Origin of the sequence: Colwellia sp. PAMC 20917 (genome assembly GCF_001767295.1) — a bacterium.
GTDB lineage: Bacteria > Pseudomonadota > Gammaproteobacteria > Enterobacterales > Alteromonadaceae > Colwellia_A.
The window spans coordinates 3,913,994-3,926,868 of the sequence record NZ_CP014944.1 but is presented as its reverse complement, the minus strand read 5'-3'; the positions used below and the strand labels follow the sequence as shown (position 1 = coordinate 3,926,868).

Sequence of the window (12,875 nt, the reverse complement as noted above, 5' to 3'; positions counted from 1 at the left end):
AAAAATAATAACTGATAGTAAACGTTATAAACTTTCCCATTATAAGCAATATTTTAAAGTAAAGGTCAAATAATTAGTTGTTATCTCAGCAAGTAAAGTTAATAATTCACCCAATTAAAGCTATTAACATTCCTATTAGGATTATTACATGTCAACTGACATTATTACTTGGTGTGCCATCGCCTTTTGTATAACTCAATCAGCCATTTTCTCAGGATTAAATCTCGCATTTTTTTCTATAAGTCGGCTGCATTTAGAAGTTGAAGCTAAAAAGGGTAGTAAAGCAGCACAAACCATTTTACGTCTAAGAGATGACTCAAACTTTTTATTAACAACGATATTGTGGGGTAATGTTGGAATTAATGTGTTGTTAACAATGCTCTCTGATTCTGTACTTACTGGTGTCAGTGCTTTTCTGTTTTCAACTATTGCCATTACGATTATTGGTGAAATTACCCCGCAAGCTTATTTCTCAAGAAATGCCTTAAAAATGGGCAGTATGCTCGCCCCTATTATTCGCTTTTATCAGTTCCTCTTTTACCCAGTAGCCAAACCAACCGCACTTATTTTAGATGCTTGGCTCGGCAAAGAAGGTATTACTTACCTTGAAGAAAGTGAACTTAGAAGTATTATTCGCCAGCACATTACCGCAGAAGAAGCCGACCTTAATCATGTTGAAGGTATTGGCGCGTTAAACTTTTTTGCTTTAGATGAAATACAGGTCACTGAAGAAGGTGAAATAATTGATCCTAAATCAATTATTGCCCTACCGACAAAGCTAGACTTACCTATTATTCCGGTAACGACACAAAGTCCAGACGACCCATTTTTAATGCTGGTAAATGAAACTAACCATAGTTGGGTAATACTGACCAATGAAGCTGGCTATCCATTACTCGTGCTTGATGCAGACGGTTATTCACGAGCAGCATTATATCAACCAGGCGATTTTGACCCTTACAATTATTGTCATCGTCCTGTTGTGATAACGGATGAAACGACACCATTAAATGAAGCTATGCTGAAAATGAAAGTGAATACGTCTACTGACAAAAACTTTGATGGTGTAATAGAACATGATGTATTGCTTATTTGGGGAGAAACCAAACGTATTATTACTGGCGCAGACATTTTTGGTTTACTACTTAAAGGCATGCTTCCTAATATAAAATAAACAGGTTAAATATTTATAATGGAATGGTTAGACAAAATATTCAACTTAAACAGTTTTACCGAGTTATTGTTTGAATATAAATTTATTGTTACTTTTTTACTGCTGATGACTTCATTTTTGATTAAAAATTTAATCATAAAAGTTATAAAGCTAAAATCGAAACAAACCAAAAGATTAAAAATCAATATGGTAAATAATATTTTTACCATATCGATCATTATTTTACTTTTTAATCTATGGTCCGAAGAAATCCAAAAGTTTGCTTTTTCTATTGCCGCTTTTGTTGTGGCAATTGTATTAGCGACTCGAGAGTTTATTCAGTGTTTTATTGGTTTTATCTATATATTATCGAGTCGACCTTTTCGTATTGGTGACTGGATACAAGTAGGTAACTATGTTGGTGAGGTGCATTCTACCGATTGGGCTAAACTTACTTTACTAGAGGTCAATAAAGATGATTATGAATATACCGGCAAAACGTTATATTTGCCTAATAGCCAGTTAATTACGTCGGTAATTAAAAATCTTAATTTCCTCAAGCGCTATGCGGTACATCATTTCACTATAGTACGTGATGACAGTGCTAACCCCTTTGACTTTATCGATACCTTGTATGAGAAAGCGAACTTATACTGTCATGACTTTAAAGATGTGGCAGTTCGTTATAATCACCTTATTGAAAACCGCTTAGATATAAAAATTGCAGGTCCAAAACCGCACATTCAAGTAGCTACCTCTGAGCTGGGTGACACTCAGGTGTTTTTTACTATTTTTTGCCCCACTGAAAGTGCGATGGAAATAGAACAAAAATTAACGTCTGACTTTATGAAACTATGGTTTGAGAATAAAGCTTTAAAAAATATTAATAAATAAACATCGTTTTGTAATGGGTCTTAGTTTTTGTAGCTGAACCATAAGCACAACAGCTGAGTTGTTCTTTATTTACAAGCCCCACAACAAACATCACCGGACTTCAACGTTACAAAAAGCCTCATTATTAATGAGGCTTTTTGCTTACCAATGCACCTTTCATCTTTAGTATATTAACGAAGATAAGCGCAGCCTAAAACAAAAGACTGCTTTGTTTATCTTACAAATATAACCAATTTAACAGTAAGGATAACGTTACCCACATTAGAATAATCAAGGGAATACCAACACGCATAAAATCAGAAAAACGATAACCACCAGCGTTCATTACCAATAGGTTAGTTTTGTAAGCCATAGGGGTTGCATAACTTAAGTTAGCACCAAAGAGTACTGCCAATATAAAGGGTTCTGCTGGTAGGTTGAGTTGGCTAGCAACAGAAATAGCAATAGGCGTACCAATAACAGCAGCAGCATTGTTAGAAACAATATTAGTTAATATCGCCAGTAACAGCATTAAGGCTGATAAGACACCTCCTGGTGGTAAACCAAATGATAAGGCGACAAACACTTGGGCTATGTACTCAGCGCCACCGGTTGTCATCATTGCAGAGCCTAACGCTAAAGACGCGGCAACAATTAAAATAACTTGCGTACTAAGTGCTGATGAAGCTTCTTGCCAATTTAAACATTTTGTTAATAACAAGACGAGTACACCACAAACCGCACTAATTTCAATAGGTAAAATGCCTAACGCTGACGATACAACCACTGCCAATAAGGTACCTAAAGCAATGGGTGCTTTACTTGTTTGAGGTAATGACTCCGCGCCATCAATAATGAGTAGCCCTTGTTTAGCTTTTAATAAATCAATTTGCTCTTGCTCTCCTTGTACCAGTAAGACATCGCCAATTTTCAGGCGGGTATTGCCGATACTGCTGCGACCAATTTCCATCGCTTTACCTGCTCGATGCAAAGCGATCACTGATATGCTGTGTTTTTGTATAAAATTGACTTGTTGTAAGGTGTGTCCTTCAACCCCTGAACCAGCAATAATAACAATCTCTGCCAACGTTTGTTTCTCGGCTTTTAGGGGGTGTTCGTCATCAACTTTATGCAGTCCGGAGAATAAAGTGGCTCCTAGTACTGATTCATATTCTTTTAAACGGTCTGGATAGTCATGAACTTTTAAGCGGTCACCGACAATAAGCACGGTATCGGGCAAAGGCATTATATTACGATAGTTGGCGCCTCGCTGAATACTCTCAATTTTTAGTTGGCCATCAGTCAAAGCAATTATCTCGGTAATTGTTTTCTCGTTAGCCAAACTTTCTTCATTTATATTAAGATAAGCGCTAAATAGACGTGGCGATGTATCAGGCATTGATGGTGTTCTGCTTGGGAGAAGTTTAGGCGCAATTAACCATAAGTAGAGTACGGCAACAACAGAAGCAATAAGTGCTGGTTGTATAAAATCAAAGAGCCCAAATTCAACTGCCCCCATATTTTTTGCAATACTAACCACTAATAAATTGGTCGATGTACCTATCGTTGTCGCCATTCCCCCCACTAAGGTTGCTAATCCCATCGGCAGTAGCATTGGCGAAGAATCTGTTTTAGTGCGCAGTGATACACTGATCAAGATAGGCAGTAACAGCACCACAACCGGGGTGTTATTAATAAAAGCACTTAAGCCTCCAGCTAAAACAAGTGTTAGCAACAAAGATAATGTTGGACTTATTTTCCATAATTTAGCCAAGTATCGCCCAATGGGCTCCAATGCACCTGTACGCACAATGCCGTGACCAATGATCATTAACGAACAAACCGTCACTAAGGCTTCATGACCAAAGCCAAAAAATAATGAGCTAGGTTCGAAATGTGTGCCATCTATATAAAAAGGGAAGAATGCAAACGCCAAACACAATATAGCGATAACAGCCAAAGAAGAGGTTTCTAAAGGGATATCGTCTCGACGAAAGAGATATAAGGCAAAGACGGTAATCAGTAATACCGCTAATGCATGATTATTAGGTAAGTCAGGAATATTCAAAAGTAGTACCAAGTTAATTTAATTATTTAGCGGCTACAGCCACTGCTTATAAAGCTTATTCTAAAGGAATGCGCCAAATTATTACAAGTCAATGAAGCCTATTCTAAGTATTTTTAATAACTATAATACGTGTTTTCAATTAAGTACATAGCCACTAATCAATAGATTTTTTTATGACGAGCTTGTTAAAGCGTGAACTATATTAGTAAAAAAAGTGGTAACAATAATTCAGCAGTCTCTCTTAATGTGCACTTTAAAAAGCGAGGACTTGGCAGACAGAGAGCAATAGGAAACTTTTAGTGACAACAAAGTTGCGGTAATATATTTTGCATATTGTGAGATCATTTGACGGTAGATAATTCGCTATTTTTAACGTTGAGTGTCGAACAGCGATTCATCTTTTGTGGTATTTACCGCAGACAATGAATCGCTGTTTATATAAAAAAACGTATAGGTAAGGCTTAACCTAGCTCACTTTCTATTTTGATCCTAAAAAGACTTTTGAGGGGTCAACAAGAAAACGTTTGCCTAGGGCTTCTCTTCCTAACAGCATTAAATAACTCATATCAGAGCGATCGGTTAAGGTTATTTCAATTGACCACTTTTCTTCGCCAAGTACGATTAATGTTTCAATAACGTAACGTTGCTCTACGGTGCCATTGGATGACTTTATTTTCCTGATGTCACTAATTGGCGCACTACATTTAACAATAGTATCAACATTATGCGCATCGGGATGAATATCAAAAATAACAGAAGGTTTGCCATTTTTAATAACTTTTGTAATATTATCAACGTGTAACGACGACGTTTTTGCGCCGGTATCAACTCGCACTTGTAACTCGTCAATAGCTAAATCTGGCAAAGCTATTGACTCTAAACGGCCGATAACAACTTTATTCGCTTTTTTCATACGCTTCCCTAGGTGTCGTCATTTTCAGGTAAAAGCTGCTCTTGTACGTTTTCAATGTGTTCAGCGATTTCTTCATCGTCTTCACTGAAATACGCGACATGAAACATAGCTTCTCCATCTTGTACTAGCGGTATATTTTGCTTACCGATTAAAATGCCTGAGCGTGTTGCTTTAACCGAATCGTATATAGCACCATATGGGCTACCAATTTCGGCTAACACTTGACCTTTAGTGATTTGATCGCCCAAATTAACAATATTATGGACAATACCACTGGCATTTGCGCGCACCCATTGACTACCATTAGCAATAAAGGGCACAAGTTTTTTCTTCTTAGTGCGGACAACTTTTCTGGTCATGCCTAAATACTGTAAAACATTTAAGATACCTTTCATGCCCGCTCGAATTGAAAACTCATCAAAACGCAGCGCTTCACCCGCTTCATATAAGAGTATTTTAGTTTCGTTTTTAACGGCTGATTCTCTTAACGAGCCGTCAACTAAAGTAGAATTCAACACAACCGGTACGCCAAACACTTCCGCCAAGGCTTTGGTATCGGGATCAGACATATCCGCCCTAATTTGTGGCAGGTTTGAGCGATGAATGGCCCCAGTATGTAAATCGATACCGTAATCACAATGTTTTACGATTTCATTGAGAAAAATATGTGCAACACGCCCCGCTAAAGAGCCTTTCGCAGAGCCAGGAAAACAACGATTTAGATCACGACGGTCAGGCATATAACGACTTTGATTAACCACGCCATAAACGTTAACCATAGGAACAGCAATAACTGTGCCTCGCGTTATTTTAAGTTTCTTTTCGTGGATCAAGCGTCGAATAATTTCAATACCATTTAATTCGTCGCCATGTACCGCTGCACTCAAAAAAATAGTGGGCCCGGGTTTTTTAGCGCGAATTATATGAACGGGTAAAGAAACGTCGGCATCGGTATATAACTTAGCAACCGGTAAATCTATTTTGCGCTGCTCTCCAGGTAAAATTTCAAATTCACCAATACGTAATATGTCTGTAGAACTCACTTTCATTATCCTTTGCCACGTGTTTTGGTGTCATGAGGTTTTGCATTTTTTTCTAAAAACTCAAACACCATACCTGCAACATTTTTGCCCGTCGCTTTTTCAATACCTTCAAGGCCAGGAGATGAATTAACTTCCATGACCATAGGACCATTTTGTGAACGCAGTAAATCGACGCCACACATGTTCAAGCCCATCGCTTTTGCAGCACTGACAGCAGTATCACGCTCAGCCTTAGATAATTTAACCACTTCAGCAGAGCCGCCGCGATGTAAATTAGAACGAAACTCACCTTCAGCGCCTTGACGTTTCATCGCCGCAACCACTTTACCGCCAATCACTAAACAGCGAATATCTGCACCACCGGCTTCTTTAATAAACTCTTGTACCAAAATATTCGCGTTTAAGCCCATAAAAGCTTCGATAATGGCTTCAGCTGATTTAGCGGTATCGGCTAATACGACACCTATGCCCTGCGTACCTTCGAGTAACTTAATAACCACTGGCGCGCCACCAACATTTTTAATTAAATCTTTAGCATTATCAGGTTTGCTGGCAAAGCCTGTTCGCGGTAGCCCTAGACCTTTACGCGATAACAACTGTAATGACCGTAATTTATCGCGTGAGCGGCTGATAGCGACAGACTCATTAATGTTGAAGGTACCCATCATTTCAAATTGTCTTGCCACAGCTGTGCCATAAAAAGTCACAGAGGCGCCAATACGAGGAATAATTGCATCATACTTTGGTAGTTCTTTACCGTGATAACGCACCGATGAACGGCTACTCGTAATGTCCATATAGCAATGCAAAGTATCGATAATATCAACTTCATGGCCCATAGCTTCACCCGCTTCTTTTAAACGACGGGTAGAGTAAAGTTTTTTATTTCTAGATAAGATAGCAATTTTCATAAGTCAGTCTTTTGATATTCACTTTTATTTAATGATAAAAAGTGAGGTAATAAGTGCTGTGGAGTGTATAGTCAGCTTATTAAATAATATAGCGCTATATTTTGATGAGTTTAATCAAAAAAAATGATTGCATTGATTATCGAGGTTTATATGAGAATCGAACTATTAAAAACATTTCTTGAAGTGAGCCGTACATTGCACTTTAGAATAGCATCTGAGAACTTATTCATTACTCAATCTGCGGTAAGCGCAAGGATTAAGTTATTAGAAGGTGATTTAGGTGTACTGTTGTTTGACCGAAGCCAAAAGCATTTAAAATTAACCCCTGAAGGTAATCGGTTAATAAAACATGCTAATGAGTTATTGTTTATGTGGCAAAAAACTAAACAAGATGTTGGTGTGGCAGACAGTGATACTTATCAATTAGTTGTTGGCTCAATGATGTCTATTTGGGATATTGTCTTACAAGATTGGTTAAAAAAGATACACCGCAATCTTGATGATGTAAGTTTATTAACCAACACTTACTCGCCTTTAGAGCTTAGAAAGAGTTTACTGAGTCGTGTGGTTGATGTTGCCTTTTTCTTCGAGCCGCCTTTTGTTAAAGATTTAATCACTGAAAAAGTCGCCACGGTGCCACTACATTTAGTGACCACAGAGCCAAACGATACTAGGGAAAAGTTAGCATTAGATAACCACATAATGGTCGACTATGGTGAATCAGTGAATGCGCAACACCTTCGAGAGTTTCAAGATGCTCCTCCCGCAAGACACTATATGAGCCAACCAAGAATTGCATTAAATTTTCTCTTAGACGCCGGCGGAAGTGCTTATTTACCCAGACAAATGACTTTTGAGTATATCGAGAAAAATAAATTATACCTGGTTGAAGAAGCGCCGGTATATTCAAGAGATATATATGCTGCTTATTTAGCTAAAAGTCAGAAAACTGATATAATTGAGCAAACACTGCAACTGTTTCCTTCTGTGGTAATATAAACAAGGTTATTAGCTAGTAGTATAAACAAGGTTAGTGACCTTGAATTAACGATACGTTTGAGTAGGAAATATTATGCTTTTGTCAAAAGAGGTGTTGATTAGAAATAATGTTAAAATTGTTGGTAAAGGTGATAAAACACTTTTTCTTGCGCACGGTTTTGGTTGCGATCAAAACATGTGGCGCTTTTTAACACCAAAGCTATTGAACAAGTTTACCATCGTACTCTTTGATTATGTCGGCTCTGGTGGTTCAGATATATCACAATACAACAAAAAACGTTATAGCCAACTTGAAGGGTATGCCGAAGATATTATTGAAATAGCTGAAGTGCTAGAGCTATCAAATGCAATCTTTGTCGGGCACTCAGTAAGCAGTATCATCGGTGCAATTGCCGCCACTGCAAGGCCTGATTTTTTTTCTAAGCTTATCATGATATGCCCTTCTCCTTGTTTTTTAAACTTTCCTCCTGAATACTTGGGTGGCTTTGAAAAAGAAGATTTAATCGAGCTATTAAGCCTGATGGATAAAAATTATATTGGTTGGGCTGATTATTTAGCGCCATTAGTGATAGGAAATGATCATTCAACAGATTTAGTAGGAGAGTTAGCGGGAAGTTTTTGCTCTACAGACCCTGTTATAGCGAAGAATTTTGCTGAAGCAACATTTTTATCTGATTATCGCCATATTTTAAAAAATATACAGCAACCTTCATTAATTTTTCAAAGTAAGAATGATGCCTTGGCCGCGACGACTGTTGGTGAGTTTATTCATAGCCAAATAAAGAATAGTCATCTGGAAGTGGTTCTGGCTGACGGTCATTGTTTACATATGACGCATCCGAACGAAATTGTCGACCTAATAATAGAATATGCAAACCATGACCACAACACGCAAAAATAAAGCACAAAGTAACATGCAAAATTATTCGCTGGATAGTTTTCCCTGCGGCGCTTTAGTCACTAATTCGGCAAGAATCATCACTTATGTTAATACGTATTTTACCACTGAACTATTATGGCAACCAGCAGCGCTTATCGGTAAAAGTACCGATGTGATTTTCACAAAATCGTCAAAAATATTTTTTCAAAGTTATCTCATTCCAACACTTTTACATGAAAAAACGTGTGAAGAAATGCAGTTGATTATATTTAATGCTCAAGGGGGTCGAATTCCAGTAACCGTTAACGCGCATTTAGGTGATGATGGCTGTATTTATTGGAGCTTTTTTAATGCCTCGAAAAGAGACCAACTTTATAATGAATTATTAAAAACCCGCGAAACATTAGAAGAGCAAGCAGAAGCATTGAAATTACTTGCTTCTACTGACGAGTTAACCGAGTTATTAAATAGAAGAGAAATGAAATATCGAAGTGTTTTAGTCCTTGAGCAGGCAGCAAGATCTCATCAATCGGTTGGTTTATTAATGCTCGACATTGATCACTTTAAGAAAATAAATGATAGCTTTGGCCATTTAGAAGGAGACCGAGTATTAAAAGAGCTGGGTCAAAAGTTGAAAGCCTTTTGTCGACAAACTGACCTCGTTGCTCGCTTTGGTGGTGAAGAGTTCTTGATCATGCTGCCTGACACAGACAAAGTGAATGTTTTATTATTTTGTGAAAGATTACATCAATTAATCGCTAACGTTAAGGTTGATAATAAACCATTAACGGTAAGTATTGGTGCCAGTATTTGTGAAGATAAAATATCATTTACTGACTTCTATGCTCAGGCTGATAATGCTGTATATAAAGCAAAAGAACTTGGTAGAAATAGAACCGAGGTGTATAAAGTTGATTAATGCTCGTTAAACTTAAGATTTAAAATTTAAATGCGCAACGTTTAATAAAAAGCCAATATCTATAGTAGATATTGGCTTTTTACATGATATGTTTTACTATTTTTCAGCCGCTATTTTACGCGCTTGGTGTAATTTTTTGTAGCTTTCAATCAACCTCAGGTGCTTATCTAAACCTTCAAGTTTGATACTTGTTGGTGTTAAACCATAAAATCTGACTTCACCAAAGACTGAACCAACCACCTGTTCCATAGTCTCTTCACCAAACATTCGATTAAAGTTACCGATATAGTCTTCAAGTTCCATATCTTCATCTAGGGTAACTTCTAATACCGCATGAACCGCTTGATAAAATAAGCCACGTTCAACCGTATTGTCGTTGTATTGTAAAAACTCTCCAACTAATTCAATAGCCTCTTCTAAAGCGCCTAAGGCAAGATAGATGAGGATTTTTAATTCAAGGATAGTGAGTTGTCCCCAAACGGTATTTTCATCAAATTCAATACCAATTAATGTTTTTATATCAATGTAGTTATCTTGTTGGCTATCTTCTAAACGCTCAACTAAAGCGACTAATTGTTCTTCACTTAAAATGTGAAGATTTAAAATATCTTCGCGGTATTCAAGAGATTTATTGGTGTTGTCCCAAATTAGGTCTTCAACCGGATACACTTCTGAATAGTCTGGCACTAGCATACGACAAGCAGTAGCACCCAATTGATTGAACTCTGCAATATAGACTTCTTTGCCCAAGTCTTTCAAAATCGCCATTAACACAGCATTTTCTTCTTCGTTGGTGCCAGAAAAATCCCACTCGCAAAATTCGTAATCAGCTTTACTGCTAAAGAAACGCCAAGAAACAACACCTGTTGAGTCAATAAAGTGGTCAACAAAGTTTTCAGGTTCAGTAACCGCCATGCTATTAAACGTTGGCTTGGGTACATCGTTTAAGCCTTCAAAACTTCTTCCTTGTAACAACTCAGTTAAACTCCTTTCTAGCGCAACTTCAAAACTTGGATGAGCACCAAAGGAAGCAAAGACCCCCCCCGTTTTAGGGTTCATAAGCGTGACACACATGACCGGGAATTGACCACCTAACGATGCATCTTTAACGACAATAGGAAAGCCCTGCGCTTCTAAGCCTTCAATGCCAGCTAAAATACTTGGGTATTTTGCGATTACGTCTTTGGGCACATCGGGTAAAATAATTTCTTGTGCAATAATTTGTTTTTTTACCGCACGTTCAAAAATTTCTGACAAGCATTGTACTTGTGCTTCGGGTAAATTATTACCTGCACTCATACCATTACTTAAGAATAAATTTTCAATTAAATTTGAAGGAAAATAGACGGTTTCACCATCAGAATGGCGTACATAAGGAATAGAGCAAATACCTCGCTCCGCTAAGCCAGAGTTGGTATCTATTAGGTTCGAACCCCGTAGTTCATCGTCAGGGTTATATATCGCTAAACAATATTCATCAAGTATGTCGCTGGGCAACTCATCATTGGCGCCAGGTTTAAACCATTTTTCATTGGGATAATGAACAAAATCACTGTTGGCAATATCAACACCAAAAAACTGATCGTTATAAAAGAAATTACAGTTAAGACGCTCAATAAATTCACCAAGTGCAGAGCAAAGCGCACTTTCTTTCGTTGCGCCTTTACCGTTAGTAAAGCACATCGGTGATGCAGCATCACGGATGTGCAATGACCAAACATTAGGCACAATATTTCGCCAAGAAGATATTTCAATCTTCATACCTAAATCAGCCAACAGGCCGGTCATATCGGCAATAGTTTGTTCAAGTGGTAAGTCTTTACCTAAGATGTAGGTGCTGGAATCACTTGCTGACTGTCCCATAAGCATTGCTTGGGCGTCGTTTTCAAGACTATCGACTATTTCTACTTTAAACTCTGGGCCACTTTGAACGACTTTTTTAACGGTACAGCGATCAATGGAGCGGACAATACCTTTACGGTCTTTCTCAGAAATGCTTTCAGGTAACTCAACCTGAATTTGAAAAATTTGATTATAACGATCTTCAGGATCTACGATATTGTTTTGTGACAAACGAATATTTTCAGTGGGTATATCACGCGAATTACAATAAACTTTAACAAAATAAGCGGCACAAAGCGCTGATGAAGCTAAAAAATAATCAAAAGGCCCTGGAGCAGAACCATCACCTTTATAGCGAATAGGTTGATCAGCGATGACAGAAAAATCATCAAATTTAGCTTCAATTCTAAGGTTGTCGAGATAATTAACTTTGATTTCCATTGAATAATTTCCGAAGTTTTGCACTAAAAGCTCAGTGATTTGCTTAGTTTTAGCGACTGCCAATTGGCAAGATGTAATTAATGGTCGGTATTATCTGTTTTTTCGAGACATTAGTCTTGGAAAAAAAGACATTAATTAAGAAAGACACTGTTTTAAATAAAATAGTGCGGTGTAACCAGGAATTTGATTTTACAGGGACATTAAAATAGCTAGGTAAAGTGTGATAAAACAATAATACACTCAAGGTAGTGGTTCACTTTTTATCATGCCTCGCGCAACAGTAAACGACAATAACTATGTAAACTGACCGTCAGATAAGCTATAAATAAAAAAGCTATTTAACAAAGGGTTAAATAGCTTTTTTAATATTTGTGATAACGTTGAATAAATGATTAAGAATTAACCGCCGCATTTCTTAGCGTCAGTTTTGGTTTCGCCACATTTACCTTTTTTGTCTGCTTTACCTTCACCACATTTTCCTTCGCCGCATTTACCTTTTTTGTCTGCTTTACCTTCACCACATTTACCTTCGCCGCACTTACCTTTTTTATCTGCTTTACCTTCGCCACATTTAGCTTTTTCGTCAGCTTTTCCTTCACCACATTTTCCACTAGCATCTGCCGTGGTAATCGTTACAATGCTTTTAGTTTCAAAAGGGTTAATTTCTGCTTTTACAGGAGCTGAAATGGCAAGTGTTAAGGCAAATAAACCTAATAAAGCTGTCAATGATGATTTTTTTAAAATTTTCATGATATTTTCCTTTAATATTATAATTTTGGCACTACATATGTAAGCTACTAACAAAGACCCTTCACCGAATAAATAAATTTCAA

Annotated in this window: 11 protein-coding genes; 5 read left to right on the top strand and 6 right to left on the bottom strand. The window is 37.4% G+C overall.

Translation table 11 applies throughout. From position 1 onward, the window contains the following. The first annotated feature begins 148 nt into the window (after positions 1-148). Together A3Q34_RS16795 and A3Q34_RS16790 are read left to right on the top strand one after the other, a co-directional pair. The gene (locus tag A3Q34_RS16795; RefSeq protein ID WP_070376391.1) at positions 149-1,174 is read left to right on the top strand and encodes a DUF21 domain-containing protein; all 1,026 of its coding nucleotides are present in this window, start codon (positions 149-151) and stop codon (positions 1,172-1,174) included. A gap of 18 nt (positions 1,175-1,192) precedes the next feature. Beyond that, positions 1,193-2,047 (top strand): mechanosensitive ion channel family protein, encoded by an 855-nt coding sequence (locus A3Q34_RS16790; protein WP_070376390.1) that lies wholly within the window; start codon positions 1,193-1,195, stop codon positions 2,045-2,047. Positions 2,048-2,264: 217 nt separating this feature from the next. Here A3Q34_RS16790 and A3Q34_RS16785 read toward each other — a convergent pair whose 3' ends face one another. From A3Q34_RS16785 to rimK, 4 genes are all read right to left on the bottom strand, one after another. Beyond that, positions 2,265-4,094, bottom strand: coding sequence for an SLC13 family permease (locus tag A3Q34_RS16785; protein ID WP_083278067.1), 1,830 nt, complete (start codon positions 4,092-4,094; stop codon positions 2,265-2,267). A gap of 478 nt (positions 4,095-4,572) precedes the next feature. Then, positions 4,573-5,007, bottom strand: coding sequence for an ATP-dependent zinc protease family protein (locus A3Q34_RS16780; RefSeq protein ID WP_070376389.1), 435 nt, complete (start codon positions 5,005-5,007; stop codon positions 4,573-4,575). An 8-nt stretch (positions 5,008-5,015) separates the two neighbouring features. After that, positions 5,016-6,056, bottom strand: a complete 1,041-nt coding sequence (locus A3Q34_RS16775) for a succinylglutamate desuccinylase/aspartoacylase family protein (RefSeq protein ID WP_070376388.1) — start codon at positions 6,054-6,056, stop codon at positions 5,016-5,018. Beyond that, positions 6,056-6,961: a 30S ribosomal protein S6--L-glutamate ligase gene (gene rimK / locus A3Q34_RS16770; protein WP_070376387.1), complete on the bottom strand. Its 906-nt coding sequence runs from the start codon at positions 6,959-6,961 to the stop codon at positions 6,056-6,058. Before rimK ends, A3Q34_RS16775 begins: the two co-directional genes overlap by 1 nt. A gap of 150 nt (positions 6,962-7,111) precedes the next feature. Here rimK and A3Q34_RS16765 point away from each other — a divergent pair, with 150 nt between their 5' ends. The 3 genes from A3Q34_RS16765 (at position 7,112) to A3Q34_RS16755 (ending at position 9,759) form a co-directional block, all read left to right on the top strand. Continuing rightward, on the top strand, positions 7,112-7,960 hold the full coding sequence (locus A3Q34_RS16765) for a LysR family transcriptional regulator (protein ID WP_070376386.1): 849 nt from the start codon (positions 7,112-7,114) through the stop codon (positions 7,958-7,960). 73 nt (positions 7,961-8,033) lie between these two features. Continuing rightward, the gene (locus tag A3Q34_RS16760; protein ID WP_070376385.1) at positions 8,034-8,861 is read left to right on the top strand and encodes an alpha/beta fold hydrolase; all 828 of its coding nucleotides are present in this window, start codon (positions 8,034-8,036) and stop codon (positions 8,859-8,861) included. Next, on the top strand, positions 8,839-9,759 hold the full coding sequence (locus tag A3Q34_RS16755; RefSeq protein WP_083278066.1) for a sensor domain-containing diguanylate cyclase: 921 nt from the start codon (positions 8,839-8,841) through the stop codon (positions 9,757-9,759). Before A3Q34_RS16760 ends, A3Q34_RS16755 begins: the two co-directional genes overlap by 23 nt. A gap of 96 nt (positions 9,760-9,855) precedes the next feature. Here A3Q34_RS16755 and A3Q34_RS16750 read toward each other — a convergent pair whose 3' ends face one another. Both A3Q34_RS16750 and A3Q34_RS16745 read right to left on the bottom strand, forming a co-directional pair. Next, entirely contained in the window at positions 9,856-12,042 is a 2,187-nt protein-coding gene (locus tag A3Q34_RS16750) for an OsmC domain/YcaO domain-containing protein (protein WP_070376384.1), read from the bottom strand. Positions 12,043-12,441: 399 nt separating this feature from the next. Next, positions 12,442-12,792, bottom strand: coding sequence for an HvfA family oxazolone/thioamide-modified RiPP metallophore (locus A3Q34_RS16745; RefSeq protein WP_070376383.1), 351 nt, complete (start codon positions 12,790-12,792; stop codon positions 12,442-12,444). Between the last annotated feature and the right edge of the window lie 83 nt (positions 12,793-12,875).